A 17,562-nucleotide genomic window follows, 5' to 3' on the forward strand; every position below is an offset into this window, starting at 1 on the left:
CATCCATTTCTATAATGTGGAGCGATACCAGAAAAGATTAAACGGCCTCAGTCCTATGGAGTGTAGGAATAAGGCCGCATAAATCCTTTTTATTATTTCCACTGTCTACTTGACAGGGGGCAGTTCAAGATTAGAATTTGTTATCGTTCGGAGTTTTCAATTGCATAATGGAAAGATAATGCCTCGTAACTCTGGTGCCAATTTTTAAATTGTTTTATCTGCTAAACATCTTCGACTCCTGGGGGATCAGCGTGATCTGAATATCCACTTTTGTAAAGTGAATTTCTTTACAAAAGTTAACTAAAGACACGCCTCCGGAAGAATTGATTTGTCCAGCCTCTTTTATATTTCAAATTTTTTCTCCTCGTTTTCCCCAACAAATCCTACAAAAAAATAACGAAGAGGTGTCTCTGTATTTTTCTGTTTTGTTCCATAACATGCATGATATAATGATTATATACATATTTTTCAATTAATGATGAGACATACTGTTCAAATCTATAATTTTTTGTTAAAGTAATGACATGAGATTAAGGAGGTAAGCTTGATGCTATTTGTTTTTGTCATTTTTGCTTTTTTTATATTATTTATATTCAATTCTTTAACGATGAGACTTTGTTTACAAACTGAAATGTCAAAGGAAAAACAACCAAATGTTTTTCGAACTATAAATATTTTAATTACGATTTTACTTATATCTTCATATGTTGAAGTTATTTATACTTAATTAAAATTAGTAAAAATAATGTAATCTGTTCTTTAAATGTTTTTTTTTATCAAAAGTATGTTATATTATTGCAAGAGTAAGAAAATAGCTTTATTAAATAGTAGGAGTGTAGGTAGAATGAAAAAAATAGTTATCTCTGCAACAATCGCAGCAAGCGTTATCGCACTTTCCGCATGTTCTTCAGAAGAGTCTGAAACAGTTGTGGAAACAGATTCAGGTAATATTACAAAGGATGCATTTTATGAAGAATTGAAAACAGCCAATGGTGGACAAGTTCTCCAGCAAATGGTGCTTGAAACAATTCTTGAAGATAAATATGACGTGTCCGACAAAGAATTAGATGCTGAAATCAAAACTTTTAAAGACCAGTATGGTGAGCAATGGAACATGGTCCTACAACAGAGTGGCTATAAAGATGAAGAGGCATTTCGCGAGGATTTACGTGTCCAACTGCTTCAAGAAAAAGCAGCAACAGAAGATGTAGAAGTAACTGATGAAGAAATTCAAAAACGTTACGAAAGAATGCAAACAAATCTTAAAGCTAGTCATATCCTTGTAGATAGTGAAGAAAAAGCAAATGAAGTAATTGAAAAGTTAAATAACGGTGAAGACTTTGCAGCTTTAGCAAAAGAATATTCAACAGATACCAAAAGTGCAGCTGATGGTGGTAACTTAGGAGAATTTGGTGTAGGTGAAATGGTTCCCGAATTCGAAGATGCAGCATATAATCTTAAAGTTGATGAAATCAGTAAGCCTGTCCAATCTTCACATGGCTTCCACGTTATAAAAGTAACAGATCGTGTAGAAGTGAAAGATGTAAAACCGTTAGAAGATGTAAAAGATAAATTAAAAAGAGAAATTGCATCCACTAAAATTGATCAAGCAGCTTTACAAACAAAAGTTCAAGATTTAATGAAAAATTCCAATATCGATGTAAAAATTGAGGAATTCAAAGACCTATTTAAATTTGAACAACCATCTGCAGAACAACCTGCTACTGAAGGAACTCAAGAGGAAGGGTCTACTGAAGAAGGATCTTCTGATAAATCAACAAATAGTGAAGAATCTTCTGAAGGAGAATCTTCAGAAAAAACTGAATAGTACAACACATGCCCCTATCTTCCACTTATGTGAGAAGATGGGGGTTTTTATGTTATTCTAATAATATATGGTTGTGTAGAATGAGTACTAAACTGGTTGTATGGAAGATGCAAACTGATTAAATAATCAATTTCAAAATAAAAATCCAATGATTGATTTTGAAATTGGAGTAGGAAGTGATACATTATGAGTTCAATGAAATATTTTTATGACGTTATTACGATTAATTATCAACTAACAGATCAACAAAAACAGGAGCTTTCAACCAAATTCCCCGCTCCTACATTACCAGAAGCCATAAAAGGAGTACATTTGAATACTTTAACAAAAGGTACTCCAGTTTCAGCTCGGGTTTTATTAAATGATTTCGAAGTAAAAAAAACAAAAACAAATAAATCCTTTTTGAAAGTTACATTGAGCGATCAATCTGGAAACATTTCCGCCAAAATGTGGGATAACAATGGCGAAGTGGATACGATGATGCCTATTTTAGAACAAAAAGGTGTTTTTGATATCCGTGGTCAAGTTGATGAATTTAATGGATTTAAAAGTGTTACCGTATATGAAATGACACCTTGCAATGATGACATTGATCCCTTCACATTACTCGCTTATACACAACAGGATATAGAATCATTAAGGGATGAGCTGTTTGCCTATCTTTATGAATTACAACAGCCTTTCCAAGATATTGCAATCAAAGCAATGGAACAACTGTGGGAAGGATTTCGTATTAGTCCTGCCGCTAAAGGATTCCATCACAATTATTTAGGAGGATTACTCAAACATACAGTTGGCCTGATGCGCTTTTGCAGATACATAACCATCCAATCAGATAATCCTTTCCGCGCCGTGATGCAGTTAATCAACAAAATAGAAACCGAGTATAAACTGGAAATTTGGAATTCTTTAAAAGATGATAATGCAAGACCTTCATACGTATGGAAAGACAGTATTGATCATCTCTATCACATGGTACTAGGAATGGCTGAGTATAAATATGACAACATTAATTATGACGCACTGATAACTAGTATTTTGTTCCATGATATTGGTAAACTAGCAGAGTACGATTATGCCGGTAAATCATTTGATATTTTTCACTTTCTCTTTCCTACTGGAGAATTTAAAGACCAAAATCGTAAACAAGCTGGTATTGCGATGGATCCACTAGGTGTAAGCATTGGTCATATTCCATACGGGGTGATGTTATTGTCTAAAGTAATAGAGCATTATAACATTGCTGTGACAATGGAGGATATTCACTTAATGTCTCACTGTATCCTTTGTCACCATGGGTTACCAGAATGGGGCAGTGCCGTACGTAAGCCTAGTAATCTAGAAGGCTATATTATTCACATAGTCGATTATTTAGATAGCCGTTATGAGAATACAGAAGCTGATGAGGAGAAATAAAGATAAATATAGATAAATATTGCTGCAAAGAGACTGGGACAAAAGTGATTTGATAAAAATAATATCCGAACGATTATGCGAATTTCTACAATTAGAAATTGTTATCGTTCGGATTTTTTAATTACGTAATAGGGACAGTGGAAATTTTGACATGTATCAAATGCTTAAAAACCGATCCGGCTTGCCCACTTCGCTTTCGAAGAGCATGTCTTCAGCTAACTTTTGTAAAGAAAATCACTTTACAAAAGTCGATCTTCAGATCACGCTGTTTTCTCTGAAGATCCACTTTTCCTTGCGGTCTTTGCTTGGAAAAGTTAGCTGAAGATAAAACCCCATGGAAAGGGAAGCGGGCAGCCGGAGCGGATGTTTAGCAGTTCAGACCATTTCAAAATTGGTAACAGTGTTACTGCGGATAAACTTTTTATGTTCATTTTAATACATTACATTATTCGTCTTTGGAATGGATTTGTGCCAGTCTCTTTTTAATCAAACGAATTCACGGATAGTTATAAACAGAATCAAAAATAACATGATCAATAAGAATAAAGAGAACGGGTGCTTTTTCGTTAAAAGAATATCAAATATAAACAGGATCGAAATAATACATATTAATAGAATACCAATAATGGAAAAAAGCATTAAATAAAACATGACTTCACCTTTTCTTATTTATCCAATATCATACATTTATAAATAATATTATGGTACTATAACTATATTCATATATAAAGTGAGGGCTTTGCAATGATATTGATTATTGCTTTTCTAATACTTATTATACTAACATTTGATCTGAAAAAAATTCGAGATCAACATGACCAAATCATAGAACAGAATGAGAAAATCATTGAGTTGTTAAACGAAATACGAGATTCATAGACGAAATGGGGGGTTTTTATGGAGTGGCATTACAATAACTGTGTGGTCAGTGATGATAAAGATTTACTCGATTTAGAAATCATTTACAATCTGTTAAAGCCGACTTATTGGGCGAACGACAGAAACAAAGAAACGATAAAGCATAGCATAGAAAATTCATTTTCTTTTGGTGTTTACCTTGAAAATAAGCAAATTGGATTTGCTCGCGTCGTTTCCGACCAAGCAATATTCTCATGGATATTAGACGTAGTGATTGATTCGGAATATCAGGGACGTGGAATTGGTTCCTTTCTCATGCAATGCATACTGGAACATCCTTTACTTAAAAACACAAAATTTGCTTTAGCTACAAAAGATGCTCAACCATTTTACGAAACATTTAACTTTACAGAACGACCATGTATGGTACGAAAACTTACAAAGGATGAACAATAAAGATGCAAGACTGGTTCTTCACAGTTATGAATGAATTTGGTTATCTAGGTATTATGTTTTTAATTGCACTGGAAAATATCTTTCCACCTATCCCGTCTGAAGTAGTTTTAACTTTTGGTGGTTTTTTCACTACCGTATCCTCCTTACATATTGTTGGTGTGATTCTTTCGTCAACTGCCGGCTCAGTCTTAGGTGCGATAGTTTTATACCTGGTTGGCATGCTCCTTAACATTCAACGGTTGGAAAGAATTATTGATAAATGGGGGCACATTCTCCATCTCAAAAAAGAGGACATCCATAAAGCTGATATATGGTTTGAAAAATATGGTTATTGGACCATTTTCTTTTGCCGGTTAATTCCCGTAGTCCGCAGTCTTATTTCGATACCAGCTGGGATGGCAAACATGAATGTTACCCTATTTTTATTATTTACAACCTTAGGGACATTCATTTGGAACACTGTTTTAGTTTTATTAGGAGCTTATGTTGGGGAATCATGGGAAGATATTGTCCATTTTGTAGATATTTATTCTGACATGTTCTATCTACTCATTTGCCTTGGTGTTATATTCTTTATAATTCGTTTATTCCGTAAAAATAAATAAAAGCCATCTCTCTTTAATTAGATGAGAAGATGGCTTGTTACGCATTAATTAAGTACCAGTTTCTTCGATAAAAAACGTAAAACCGACCATAAACTTACAGATATTAAGAACGGTATAATAATCCAAGCAGGCATAATCACCGTCCAATATAATAAGAAAGACTAACAGCAAAAAGAAACCAGCTAATATAACAAGTACTTGAAATGAATTCTCGAACGGCATCCATTTTTTCAAAGTCCTTTCTACAGCATAATTACTTTATTTTTTTCTTTTGATAATATAGCCATTTTCTATTTTATCAAATCCCACTTTTGGGTAATAGTCCATTGCAGCTGGTGCTGATAGCAGAATCAAAGCAACGTGATCATTTAGCTCTTTCTTTACATGTTCAATTAATTGCCTACCGATGCCTTGGTGCTGATAATTCTGGACAACAGCTAAATCTGACAAGTAACAACAATAACTAAAATCAGTCAATCCTCTTGCCACTCCAACTATTTTTTCCTGCTCCCATGCGGTTACTAATACATTTGCATGATCAAGCATCTGTTGCATACGATCTAAATCTTCGTATGGTCTTTTAATACCAGAAGCACGGAAAACTTCTGATAAATCTCTCGGTGTTATTGTGATATCAGTTTTATACATCATATTATCCATCTCATACACTCTCCCATTATAATGTAATACTTACTTTGGCTGTCGCATTAGCAGTGAAATATAGTACCTGGTGCTCTTTGCTTAATTCTTCAACAATCTCTAATACTTTCTCTTTTCGGCTAGAATCAAAATGTACAAATCCATCATCAATCAGAAACGGCAGTGCTAACCGGTTTGCCATAACATGACTTAACGCAAATCGAATGGCAATGTATAATTGATCCTTCGTTGCCTGTGATAATTCAATCACATGAAAAGCAAAGCCATCCCTGTCTTCAACAATAATTTTTTGGTTATCTTCTATATATATTTGCTGATATCTGCCTAAAGTCAGCTTGTTAAAATAATGACTTGCCTGTTCAAACACTTGCGGCATATATTTTTGTGAATAAGTTGATTTTGCTTCAGTTAAGTTGGCTAATGCCACTTGATAGACAGCCCATTGTTTTGCTAATTCTTGTAATTCTTCTTGTTTTATTGCCAATTGATGCTTGAGAATGGAGACATCTTCATTAGCCTCCAGTAAAGTTACACTTGCCTTTTGATCACTTAGTAAAGATTGCCTTTCTTTTATTTTTTCAGTAGTTTCATTGATTGCTTGATTACATTCTTCAAGTAAATTTTGTAACGACTTTTCATCATCAAATTCTCCATTAACAATTTGACTGATCTCATCTTCTGTGAAGATAACAGCTAAGCTATCGTATAGTTGATTACACTTCTGCTGTATCGCCTGAAGTTCTTCCTTTCGTTCCCCCTTTTCGATAAATGCTTCCTCTGTTTCCACTTCTGCCTTTTGTAATAATCGATTGATTTCCTGTTGATACGGTTTTTGTTTCTCTACAATGTCATTTAGCTGTGTCTGTAGTTCTTCTCTTCTCGCTTTTAGTTGAGTATGTTCCATTCTTTTTGCCTGTTCCTTTTGGATCGTTTGTTCCAGATCGAGCGGATCTAATTCCAATAAATCAAAGGCTTGTCCTCTTTCTCTTCTTAATTCGTTTAAGTCACTTAATTTCGTTTCTAACTGCGTTACCAAAAGCAGCTTTTCTTTTTGAGTAACTACTTGCTGGTAAAGCCTCGGCCAATAAGTCAATTCAACGTTTGTCAAAAAAGGATACTGCATTCGTTGATCATTGGTTTTTTGTTCAAGCTGGTTCAAACGTTCTTTTAAAAAAGTATGGCGTTCTTCTTGTTTTAGCTGTTCAATTTGATATTTCTGTAGATCTTTTTCGATTACTGATAATGCATCATGGAGTACTTCTTGTTCTTGAATAATTCGCTCTCGTTCATTCATTTCCGCTTGGCTAAGTGATGTTAACTCTTTTTCCTCTGGTTGTAACCATTGTTTGATTGCTTGGCCATATAGTCTAATCGCGATGTTCTGACCAATGGCAAGAGCAATGGTAACAATGATCCATACAACATCTGTTACAAAGAAAAGCCCAGCACCTAGTAAAAAGCCCATTCCCATAACAAAATTGGAGGTTTTAAGCTTTTTTTGATAGGATTGCAGCCATTTTTGAAATTGTGTATGTTGTTTAGTTTGTTGCTCTGCTTGGTTTGCTTGTGCTATCTCATCTTGATATTGTTTTAACTGTCTCTGCCCTAGCAGTGATTTTTGCAGTTGGGCTTTTTCCTCGATTAACTCCTGCTTTATTTTGGCAGTTGATGATCTATCGTTATCAACATACTGTTTTTCCAACATTAATTTCTCACGCTGATTCGCCAAATCGGCCCATGCTTCTTCTAAATAAAAAGGAAGTTCAGTCTGCCGTAGTTGCTCGATAGTAATATTAATCTGCATATTTTCCAGTTTCGTGATGATTTCTTCTTCCATGTTAGTGATACGTTCTCTAATATGTTGGATCTCTACATCGATTTGTTCGATTTCTTTCTGCAGCTGCATACCAAACTCAAAGGTCTCTAATTTTTCGTCAGGCATCAAATCCAAAGTGCTTATCCGCTGGTCGACTTCTTCTATATTATTAAGAAGCACCCGTTCTTCGCTTTTTAAAGGCAGAATGGCATCCTTCCATTCATTTAGACGTTTCAAACCTTCTACAGGAAACGTAATATTTTGATCTTGTCTATTTAATTGGGCATTTGTGAAATAATAATTCTCTATTAAAGGATAATGCGTTAATCTTTTTTCTATTTGTTCCTTCCGTGACTGGGCACTAATTTTTTCTTGTTCTAATTGGAGTAAATGCTTTTCTATTTCCTCTATGTCTGTTAATTGCTGTCGATACTTACTTTCCTTTTCCTTCGCCTCGGTTAACTGTTGCCTTAGATCTGTTAGTTCTTGAAAAAGCTGATTGATCACTGGCTTTTTTCCATATGGTTTAAACAAATCTGCCAGCTTTTTTTCTAACGTTTTTTCCGCATGATAGATTCGGTCTGTTCCTGTCATACCAACCGCTAATAATACTTCATGTAAGGATTCATTATCAAGATCCTGAACTTGCTTTAGATCATAGGCATCAAACGTGTAGATCGACTGAAATTCTTTACGGTCAATCCCTTGTAAAGCGGCTTGTAACCATTCTTCATCCATTTGTTCTCCATGCTCACCATATATAATCGCCTGATTTTTGTGCTTGCCTTGTACTCGTTCAATCGTGATGGTTTGATCTGCAAGTCCGGAAATAGTTAGCCTTCCCCCAACAGTTGATCCCTTTTTTGGTGTGAACCACTCTGCCTGTTTCGTCTTCAAGCCAAACAACATGTATAAAATAAATTGCCGTAGCGTTGTTTTACCAGACTCATTATCACCCGCAATTTCTATAGGACCATTCAGTTGAAAAGAGAAATGTTGATCAATCCATTTTCCAAAACCATATATATGTATGCTTTCTATTCGCACCTCTCATCCCTCCTTTTCATGTAGTAGTTGGTCTAATAGATATTCTGCTTCTTGCTGTAAATCGATTTGGTCATCCTTTTCCAGCTTCGATAGCCATTTTCTACCTTCTGTGTGTTGCCATAATGGACTGATGGACTTTTCTAGAGATGTTTCTTGAAAAGCAGTAGCCAACTCTTCTAAAAATCGGCCACCATGTTGCCATTCTGATCGCTTTGCTGCTTTCTCCCATTTATAGGCGATAATATAGTTATCCGTTGATTCCTGATTCAAATAGTCAATTATTTCGGGTAATTGCCCGTTTGTGAACCAGATTTCCTTATCTGCTGCTACTTGATAAAATTCGAGCTGAATTAATGTTTTACCTGTTGTAAATCTGTTAGTTAGTTCTTCCAGTTGCCCTGCTACACTTGTGATATCCGTCCACCCACTGGCATCTACTTGCACTTTTTCAAATATAATTGATGATAAAGACAGGAAATATAACTCTGGCTCGTTTTCAGCTAAGGTGACAAGATAACATCCCTTCTCTCCCGTTTCTTTGGTTGATCGGCCTTGAATGTTTCCCGGGTAAACTACTGGTGGATTTTTCGCTATTATTTCACGTTTATGGATATGGCCTAATGCCCAATAATCAAACCCAGCTCGTTTTAGTTCTGTTAGTTGAAACGGAGCATAGGCTGCATGCTCTTGTATGTTTTCATTACCAATACTTCCGTGTAAAGTCGCGATATGGAAGCAATCATCGTCAGTTTTCTGGTATTCTTTTGTTTTATTTTCAAGTACTGCTCGATTTTGATAACTGAATCCATAAATTCTTGCCTGTGTTTGACCATCTTGAATATACGGGTAGGAAGTGACTGCTTCTTGATCAAAGATATAAACATTGTCAGGATAGTTGTGTGGGAATGACTGGCTGTTCAAGTAATCATGATTACCGAAAGATAGGTATACCTTTATCTGATGTTCTTGTAATCTTTGAAAAGCTTTTCGTAATGCCATGTGTGCTTGCATACTTTGTTCTTCCTGATCAAAAATATCCCCTACCAATAATACAAAATCTACTTGATGCTTTATTGCTTGTTCGGTGAGATTTTCTAGTGCTTGAAAAGTACTTTTTCTGATGTCTGTTAATAGCTGCTTCGGAATGTCTTTTAAGCCTTTAAAAGGACTGTCTAAATGTAAATCCGCACAATGTATAAAGGAAATCTTTTTTCTCATTATCGTCACCTTCTTTCTATCTCTATTGTAGCAGAGCATATAACAGAATGCACGTTCGATTAACCACTTTTTTGGAATTATATGTTAAAATATTTGTGTGGAGGTGAGTGTTGTGGATAAAGGAGATGGACACTTGATCAATAGATTGAAAATTTTCTTATTTAACCGATTACATTTTTTGAAATCTAGTGATAAACCACTTGAACCAGATGTTATAGAGCAGTTAGAGACTATCTATGAGCAATATATTTAAAACGGTGATGGCTTATGGATTGAGTATGATTTAGATTATCCGAAACATCTATTTTTACAATATTTAATTAATCATAAAGAGGTTTTGGTTCACGGATCAAACAACTCTAACGAAAGGCTATGCGACTAAAATTCTTGAACTGGCAGTGCTTGAAGCAAAAAAGTTAGGTATCAACAATGCACTTGTTACTTGTGATGCTAATAATATCGGTTCGCTGAAAGCTATTTTAAACAACGGAGGCAAAGAAGATGAGGAATTTGTAGAGGATGATGGAAATGTTGTTAAACGATTTTGGATTGAGTTATTAGGGGGGAGATTGTAATGAATAATGCACCAACGATTTCAGGTAATAAAGTAATTCTCCGACAACCGATAGAAAGTGATATAGAAGACTATTTAAACATCGATCATAACCTTGAATTAATTAGAATGTACGGTGGGAATCGAACTAAAATCAAGACAAAAACTAGATCAGACGCTGAAGAATTTATTAAGAAAATTCGTTCAAATCCACTAGAATGGTGTATCGAATTTCAAGGTAGATGTATCGGGCAAGCTCGCCTAACTGTACACAAACATGATAATCGTGCTCGTTATGCCGTTGGGCTGTTCGATCCTTCAACGTGGGGGAAAGGAATAGGTCAGGAAGTAACGAAACTAGTGTTAGATTTTGCATTTTATAAACTATCATTACATCGAGTAGACTTGCGTGTGTTGGAGTATAATAAACGGGCCATTAAATGTTATGAAAAATGTGGGTTTACAAAAGAAGGCGTGGAGCGTGAAGCTGCTTTTATCGAAGGAAAATACGAAACAGATGTAATGATGAGCATACTGGATCGAGAACATTTTCAATCTTGATCCAATATGTTATTATGGTAAAAAATAGTAAAGGAGGATTCCTATTTGGAGAACCAACATGTAAGAAAATCTCTTTATTTGAGACAGTTGGAGGCACTTATTAATAGACTCTCACCACATGACATAACAGAAGAATTGGAAAAAACTTATGGCAGAGAACTATCTGGTTATGTTGGCGAAAAGAAATTACCCTATTATTTACATATGATACAAAATGAGAAACTTATGTTGTATGGGGTCCGATTGCCTTGGCAAAATCATTTTTTCCAGATCGATAACTTATCCATTTTTCTGAAGAAAATCTTCATCTGTGAAGTCAAAAATCTGAAAGGTAAATTATTTATAAATGAAGCTAACCAATTAGTACAAGAACATGATGATGGAAAATTAGAGATTTATGATAATCCACTGGTACAAGCACAATTCCAAAAAGAGAAATTAGAGGCATTGCTTAGATTGCAAAGCTTTTCCTTTCCCCCGATTCATCCAATTGTAGTTTTTACTCATCCGAATGCAAACCTTAATTTTCAACATCCAGATATGATCCCAGTTCAGCAATTACCTTTGCGTCTATCCGAAATACTTCGCGAGAGTCACACTCAAACCTTTTCCTTCTCTCATTTAAAGAACATTTCTCATTTTTTGTCACGTCACCATCAAGACCGAAGAGTAGATATACTAACTAGATTCCCCATTCAACCTCGTAAAGTTAAATGCGGTCTATTCTGTCCGCAATGTAATAGTAAAGCAATACGGATATATGGGACTTGGGAATGTATAAAATGCGGGTTAAAAGATAAAAAAATGCACATTTATGCATTACGAGACTGGACTCTCATTTTTGGTCCAATAATTACGAATAGGCAAGCACGATATTTTTTAGATTTACCTTCTAAAGATTTGATCAAAAGAATTCTACAGCAAATGAATTGTCCCTCTGTTGGTACCTATAGTGATCGGAAATATGATCTTTCAGACTTATTAGATCTATTTGATCCGTAATTGTATCGATATTTACTTTCAACTTCAGGGGCATTTCTATCAACTTTTGAGTTTCTCTATCAACTTCGTGTGCTTCTCTATCAACTTCGTGTGCTTCTCTATCAACTTCGTGTGCTTCTCTATCAACTTCGTGTGTTTCTCTATCAACTTCGTGTGTTTCTCTATCAACTTCGTGTGCTTCTCTATCAACTTCGTGTGTTTCTCTATCAACTTCGTGTGTTTCTCTATCAACTTCGTGTGCTTCTCTATCAACCTCGTGTGTTTCTCTATCAACCTCGTGTGTTTCTCTATCAACCTCGAGTAGTTCGCCAAACAAATGAAGAAGCTATTTCGCCCAATGCGAAATAGCTTCTTCTTCGATATTATTCTTTTTTCGATAGTTGTAATGCTTTTTTGAAGTCTTTTAGTGAGGTGGATGTGCCGTACATAAGTACGCCGCCTCGATAAATTTTAGCTCCAATAATGGCGAATACAACAATCGTAGCGATTAAAATAAGAATACTTAATCCCACTTCCCAAACTGGGATATCCAATAATCCAACTCGCAAGAACATTGCCATTGGAGAAAAGAATGGGATATAAGATGAGATAACGACTAATGGTGATTCCGGCATACTTAAACCGACCATTGAGATCATAAAAGCCGCTATGATTAAAAATATAACCGGTGTCATCAATTGCTGCACATCTTCTGTTCTACTTACTAATGAACCTAACATTGCTGATAAGGTTGCATATAAGAAATAGCCTAGAAGGAAAAAGACAACCGCATATACGAAGGTGGAGATACTGATATCGGATAGTCCAAAGAATTCAAAAAACCCACCAACTAATTCATTTTGCTTTTGTTGAATAACGAAATAAGCTGTTCCTAACAGAAGAACCATTTGCGTTAAGCCTACCAAACCTATTCCTAAAATTTTTGCAAACATTTGACTGACTGGTGAGGAACTTGAAATTAAAATTTCCATGACTCTTGATGTTTTTTCATTGGCAATATCCGAAGCAATCATATTTCCATACATAATGACCGCCATATAAAGTAAAAACAAAATCACATATACAAGGCCACGGGCTCCGTTTAACTCCTCTTCTGTTTTTATATCACTTGCCTCTCCATCAGCTGTTGCAATTATTTCATTTTCGAAAGAGATAGGTTCATAAATAGAGGCAATCACAGCCGGATCGATACCTGATTGATTGGTTGCCATCTCCACTTTTATTTGTTGTAATTGGTTTTGCAATGTATTTTGTGTAGCTTTGTTTGTATAATCTGTACTATAGTAAGTAGCTTCAGGTAATCCTTCTGTCGATTCCCTAATATCTAGTACGGCAATAAATTCCTCATCCTGAACGGCATCCTGTGCTTCTTCTAACGTCCCGTCAAAATGCTCCAATTCAAAATCTGCTTCCAGCCTTGATTGTAGTTGCGAATAAATTTCGTCTTGTTCTGTTACAACCGCAACCTGGTCTGTCTCACCCGAGTCAAACATTTCTATAACAGATTGAATGTTAGACATTAAAACAATGAACGCTAGTATGATAGCAGTGGTGATTATAAACGACTTTGATTTCACCTTTGATAAATAGGTATGAGAAAATACGATCCAAAATTTATTCATAAGACTCACCCGCCTTCTCAATAAAAATATCGTTCAAGCTAGGTTCATCCAATTCGAATTTACGGATAAAACCTTTTCCTGATATTTCTTCCAACACCCTTTGTGAGACATCTTCATTTTCGATTTGACAAAGGACTCCATCCCCATAATATTTCACTTTAACAACGCCCTGAACACTTTCTAAGAAAGATAAATCGAAATCTGCTTGTATGGATAGATTTTTCTTACCAAATGATCGCTTAATTTCTCGAAGATCACCATGTAAAATCGGTTTTCCATGTTGCATCATACATAAATGCTGACATAATTCTTCTACATGTTCCATACGATGGGAAGAAAAAACGATCGACGTTCCTGCATTTTTTAATTCGATTACTGCTTTTTTTAGCAATTCAACATTAACGGGATCCAATCCTGAAAAAGGTTCATCCAAAATTAACAGTTTTGGTTTATGTATTACAGCAGATATAAATTGTATTTTTTGCTGGTTCCCTTTTGACAACTCTTCTACCTTCTTATCCATATATTGTGGAACTTTTAAATAATCTAGCCAGTTTGTCAACTCATCCAATACTTCTTTCTTCTGCATACCTCGTAACTTTCCTAAATAAACTAATTGATCGCGAACCTTTAATTTAGGATATAAACCTCTTTCTTCAGGTAAATAGCCAATTTCATCACTTTTACTATAGTCAATTTTTTCACCATTCCAAGTAATAGTTCCAGATGATTGGTCTAATAAATTGAGGATCATCCGAAATGTTGTTGTTTTACCTGCACCGTTTGCACCTAGAAATCCAAATATATTCTGTTCCGGAATCTCTATTGACAAACCATCAACAGCTGTAAATGACCCAAATTTCTTCGTAACATTTTCTAATTTTAACGTCACATTCTTCACTCCTTTCAATTATATTTACGGTTTCTAAAAATAAAAAGTTTCAAATAAAAATGAGCTACAGCAAAAACTGTAACTCATGATGTATAAATTTATTGTTCTTGTGCTCCATATAATTCTTCTAATGGTTTTGTAATAATACGGCTAACATCATTAATTAAGACATTAACACGTTGTTCTTGTTCCATTAGTTTAGAAATGTCTTCATGTTGTTGTACAAGCTCAACAACTTGTTTCGCTTTTTCTACTTCCTCTTCCGTAATTTCCATACCTTGCATTTGTTTTTGTTGCAATTCTAACTGGGTGTTACGGAAATTATCGAACATTTGCTTGGAATTCGGATCATCCATTACTTTATCGTAAGCTGCTTTTAAATCCTTAAATTCTTCGCTTTCCTGAATAGCTTTTTCAAGCTCATTTGCACTGTCATAAACGTTTGACATAAAATAATATCCTCCTAAATAGTTGCGTCGTTCAAAGTTGCTTTTCATACAAGTATATCTGTTCCTACATGTACTTTACCACTATAACAAAGATTTAAACGACGATAAAGGGTATCGCCTGAATTAACCCAATAAATCCACCTAATAAAGCACCTAAATAGGTGATCAACTTAAATTCTTTACGGGAAATCGATAAAATAATCTCCTCTATTCGTGAAGTCGGGAAGGATGCTACCTGCTTTTCGACCATTTTCTCCACTTCTAATTGTTGCAGCATATTCGGTACACTCTCTGACAATTTAGCAAATAGCTGATCAACTAATAATGGAAGTACCTTTTCCCTTATCGGCTCAGCAAAAGGAGTCATCATTTCCTGAATCGGTTTCTCTAACCATTCTTCCACTGGAATATTCCGATAAATCAACGAGCGTAATAACTGTTGTGTTTGTTCTTTTTCAAACAATGGTTCGATAATTTGTATCTCTTGTTGCAGAAGATTCGTCCATTCCTTTTTGACAGCTTGCTCGATCCATCTGGTGCCATCTTCTGACCGTAAATATTCGATGACTAATTGTTGGACTTTGTGTGCCAATTCATCGCTAGAGAACATGGATAACACCATATTGCCCAAAAAGCCTTTGGATTCAGCATATTGTTTAATCACGACTTCTATTTTTTGACTAGTTTCTTCATTATTTAATAAATCAATACCTTTATCTCGCAAAAGTTTCGATACTTTTTCCAATTCTACCTCTGTAATTGCCTGATCTAGCCAATCCTTAAGTAATGTTTGTTGATTTTGTTGCAGAAAATTACGAATTTGCTCGATGACTTTGTCTGCAATCATCCCTTTCATATCGTCTACATTAAGGTCTAATTGAAACTTCTCAGATAGTTGGTTAATGGTTATTGATTGAGTAAGAACATTCTCCCATTCTTGATTAACCCTTTTATGCACCTGTTGCTTTAACTCTCGATCCTGCAGTTTTAATTGAATACTTTCTATTGTTAATAAATGATTAACAACCAATTGTCCAAGTTGTTTGGCTAGTTGATCACGCCTTTTTGGAATTACCCCCGGCGTAAATGGCACCTTCCATTTGCCTATATATTTTGCCTCATAAGGTCGGAACAACATCTTAATGGCAATTGAATTCGTTAAACCACCAATAAAACTGCCAACCACCACCATGAAAAGTATTTTAATAAGGATTTCCACCCTTTCTTTCCACCTTTCCGCTTTGCAAAAGTATAGTACCCCTTTTGGTTGCATATAATGAATTAGCTTACATGAAGAAAGTAGGTGTCCACATGCGACAAACATTCCGAATTATTGCCTATCCTAATAATAAGAACAGAATGATTGTACCAACGAAGGCATACCATCATATAAAACATATATCTATGATTCAGCATGGCTTGCAAAGTATTTCCTGTGATATTCTAAGTCATCACAAAAATACAGACACTATTTACCTTTCTTCTTCTATTATAAATCAACTTCATTTAAAAAATCACACACCAATCATTTTGGAGATTGCTTCACACGCCTGTCATATAAACTATCCCTTTGGTGTTCTCATCCAACGTCCACCAAATCAAATATCATATGAACGATTATATCAGGAAATGGCTAGAGTTGGTGCTACTCTTGGATTTGAAACGATTTTTTTCTGCTATCAGCAAGTCAATCCGCAAACTAGCAGTTTAACAGGATCTGTTTGGCGAAATCAACAGTGGCAGACGATTGAAACAGATATACCGCCTGTTATCTATAACCGAATTCCTAATCGAAAAATCGAGTCACATAAAAAGATACAAAATATGAAGCAATTTTTGACCACAAATTCTATTATATTTAATTATGATTTTTTTAACAAATGGCAAGTATATGATGAGATCATGAACCATGACAGAGTCAGTTATCTTTTACCTGATACCACTTTTCATCCTTCTATACAGACGATTCAGCATAAACTCTCCCAACACCCGGTTTATCTTATGCCACTGAAAAATGATGATACCAATCATTTCTATTTAGAACAAGTAGATGATCTTATTTTCGTCACTTACAACGATAACAAGCGTGCATACTACCAAAATCTAGAGCAGTTTAAACAGGAATTCTTCCCGAATGGATTCCAACAGTATGTTTTACAGGATGCTGTAGATTTATTGAAACATCGAGGGGATCCTTTTTACTTAAGAGTGCATACGAACAAATCAAAGCATTGGCATGTCTCCTTTTTATATGCGAAAAAAGATATAGGTAATGAAAAATTCAATAGGGATGGAATTTTCGAATGGAATGAAAAGAGAAATATAATAAAGAAAGTTGAAAATGTAGCTTTAACTTTGAGCAATGTGTTAGAAAATAATCAACTTGGTACGATTGGGGAGGCTGGCTTTGATATCGGTATCGATCAAGAGCAAAGACTCTGGTTATTAGCAGTCCATGCAAAGCCGAGCTGGCAAGTTTTCCAGCATCCATCCTTTGCAGCTAAAACTCAAGATTATTTTACTTCTTTGTTTGAGTTCTCATTAGCTTCTGTTATCCATTCTGAATGATTTTCACCTTT

General features: G+C 35.1%; 20 protein-coding genes and 1 pseudogene. 13 read left to right on the top strand and 8 right to left on the bottom strand.

Translation table 11 applies throughout. From position 1 onward, the window contains the following. The first annotated feature begins 1 nt into the window (after position 1). The 7 genes from ACTWP4_RS00005 to ACTWP4_RS00035 all read left to right on the top strand — a co-directional run bounded on the left by ACTWP4_RS00005 (position 2) and on the right by ACTWP4_RS00035 (position 5,163). Positions 2–82 carry an IS3 family transposase gene (locus ACTWP4_RS00005; RefSeq protein ID WP_443127340.1) on the top strand — a complete coding sequence of 27 codons (81 nt, stop codon included), beginning with the start codon at positions 2–4 and terminating at the stop codon, positions 80–82. A gap of 465 nt (positions 83–547) precedes the next feature. Further along, positions 548–727 carry a hypothetical protein gene (locus ACTWP4_RS00010; protein WP_443126707.1) on the top strand — a complete coding sequence of 60 codons (180 nt, stop codon included), beginning with the start codon at positions 548–550 and terminating at the stop codon, positions 725–727. Between the two features lie 117 nt (positions 728–844). After that, entirely contained in the window at positions 845–1,828 is a 984-nt protein-coding gene (locus tag ACTWP4_RS00015) for a peptidylprolyl isomerase (RefSeq protein ID WP_443126708.1), read from the top strand. A 186-nt stretch (positions 1,829–2,014) separates the two neighbouring features. After that, a complete protein-coding gene (locus tag ACTWP4_RS00020) occupies positions 2,015–3,244 on the top strand; it encodes a hydrolase (RefSeq protein WP_443126709.1) in 1,230 nt (409 codons plus the stop codon). Between the two features lie 744 nt (positions 3,245–3,988). Next, positions 3,989–4,123 (top strand): hypothetical protein, encoded by a 135-nt coding sequence (locus tag ACTWP4_RS00025; protein ID WP_443126710.1) that lies wholly within the window; start codon positions 3,989–3,991, stop codon positions 4,121–4,123. A gap of 18 nt (positions 4,124–4,141) precedes the next feature. Then, complete coding sequence (locus ACTWP4_RS00030) at positions 4,142–4,558, top strand: GNAT family N-acetyltransferase (protein ID WP_443126711.1); 417 nt, start codon at positions 4,142–4,144, stop codon at positions 4,556–4,558. A 2-nt stretch (positions 4,559–4,560) separates the two neighbouring features. Further along, positions 4,561–5,163: a DedA family protein gene (locus ACTWP4_RS00035; protein ID WP_443126712.1), complete on the top strand. Its 603-nt coding sequence runs from the start codon at positions 4,561–4,563 to the stop codon at positions 5,161–5,163. A 48-nt stretch (positions 5,164–5,211) separates the two neighbouring features. Here ACTWP4_RS00035 and ACTWP4_RS00040 read toward each other — a convergent pair whose 3' ends face one another. From ACTWP4_RS00040 to ACTWP4_RS00055, 4 genes are read right to left on the bottom strand one after another with little or no spacing between them, the layout of a single operon-like run. Further along, complete coding sequence (locus tag ACTWP4_RS00040; protein WP_443126713.1) at positions 5,212–5,397, bottom strand: hypothetical protein; 186 nt, start codon at positions 5,395–5,397, stop codon at positions 5,212–5,214. Between the two features lie 24 nt (positions 5,398–5,421). Beyond that, positions 5,422–5,823, bottom strand: a complete 402-nt coding sequence (locus ACTWP4_RS00045; RefSeq protein ID WP_443126714.1) for a GNAT family N-acetyltransferase — start codon at positions 5,821–5,823, stop codon at positions 5,422–5,424. 16 nt (positions 5,824–5,839) lie between these two features. Then, positions 5,840–8,686, bottom strand: a complete 2,847-nt coding sequence (locus tag ACTWP4_RS00050) for an AAA family ATPase (protein ID WP_443126715.1) — start codon at positions 8,684–8,686, stop codon at positions 5,840–5,842. A 3-nt stretch (positions 8,687–8,689) separates the two neighbouring features. Further along, positions 8,690–9,904: a metallophosphoesterase family protein gene (locus ACTWP4_RS00055; protein WP_443126716.1), complete on the bottom strand. Its 1,215-nt coding sequence runs from the start codon at positions 9,902–9,904 to the stop codon at positions 8,690–8,692. Positions 9,905–10,016: 112 nt separating this feature from the next. Between ACTWP4_RS00055 and ACTWP4_RS00060 the strand changes: the two genes are divergently transcribed. The 5 genes and pseudogenes from ACTWP4_RS00060 (at position 10,017) to ACTWP4_RS00080 (ending at position 12,368) form a co-directional block, all read left to right on the top strand. Next, positions 10,017–10,157, top strand: a complete 141-nt coding sequence (locus ACTWP4_RS00060) for a hypothetical protein (RefSeq protein ID WP_443126717.1) — start codon at positions 10,017–10,019, stop codon at positions 10,155–10,157. A 112-nt stretch (positions 10,158–10,269) separates the two neighbouring features. Then, positions 10,270–10,479, top strand: a pseudogene (locus ACTWP4_RS00065) (GNAT family N-acetyltransferase); the annotation flags it as partial. After that, positions 10,479–11,018 (top strand): GNAT family N-acetyltransferase, encoded by a 540-nt coding sequence (locus tag ACTWP4_RS00070; RefSeq protein WP_443126718.1) that lies wholly within the window; start codon positions 10,479–10,481, stop codon positions 11,016–11,018. The pseudogene ACTWP4_RS00065 and the gene ACTWP4_RS00070, both read left to right, overlap by 1 nt. Before the next feature lie 45 nt (positions 11,019–11,063). Then, a complete protein-coding gene (locus tag ACTWP4_RS00075) occupies positions 11,064–12,020 on the top strand; it encodes an NERD domain-containing protein (RefSeq protein WP_443126719.1) in 957 nt (318 codons plus the stop codon). Then, positions 12,021–12,368 carry a hypothetical protein gene (locus ACTWP4_RS00080; protein WP_443126720.1) on the top strand — a complete coding sequence of 116 codons (348 nt, stop codon included), beginning with the start codon at positions 12,021–12,023 and terminating at the stop codon, positions 12,366–12,368. A 14-nt stretch (positions 12,369–12,382) separates the two neighbouring features. Here the strand turns inward: ACTWP4_RS00080 and ACTWP4_RS00085 are convergent, their stop codons facing one another. The 4 genes from ACTWP4_RS00085 to ACTWP4_RS00100 all read right to left on the bottom strand — a co-directional run bounded on the left by ACTWP4_RS00085 (position 12,383) and on the right by ACTWP4_RS00100 (position 16,202). Beyond that, positions 12,383–13,642, bottom strand: coding sequence for an ABC transporter permease (locus tag ACTWP4_RS00085; protein WP_443126721.1), 1,260 nt, complete (start codon positions 13,640–13,642; stop codon positions 12,383–12,385). Then, positions 13,635–14,534: an ABC transporter ATP-binding protein gene (locus ACTWP4_RS00090; protein ID WP_443126722.1), complete on the bottom strand. Its 900-nt coding sequence runs from the start codon at positions 14,532–14,534 to the stop codon at positions 13,635–13,637. Before ACTWP4_RS00090 ends, ACTWP4_RS00085 begins: the two co-directional genes overlap by 8 nt. A gap of 98 nt (positions 14,535–14,632) precedes the next feature. Then, positions 14,633–14,983, bottom strand: a complete 351-nt coding sequence (locus tag ACTWP4_RS00095) for a YlbF family regulator (RefSeq protein WP_443126723.1) — start codon at positions 14,981–14,983, stop codon at positions 14,633–14,635. Positions 14,984–15,077: 94 nt separating this feature from the next. Continuing rightward, on the bottom strand, positions 15,078–16,202 hold the full coding sequence (locus tag ACTWP4_RS00100) for a DUF445 domain-containing protein (protein WP_443126724.1): 1,125 nt from the start codon (positions 16,200–16,202) through the stop codon (positions 15,078–15,080). A gap of 92 nt (positions 16,203–16,294) precedes the next feature. Between ACTWP4_RS00100 and ACTWP4_RS00105 the strand changes: the two genes are divergently transcribed. Continuing rightward, a complete protein-coding gene (locus ACTWP4_RS00105; protein WP_443126725.1) occupies positions 16,295–17,551 on the top strand; it encodes a YheC/YheD family protein in 1,257 nt (418 codons plus the stop codon). Positions 17,552–17,562: the final 11 nt, after the last annotated feature.

The organism is Gracilibacillus sp. D59 (assembly GCF_052246695.1).
Lineage (GTDB): Bacteria > Bacillota > Bacilli > Bacillales > Amphibacillaceae > Gracilibacillus.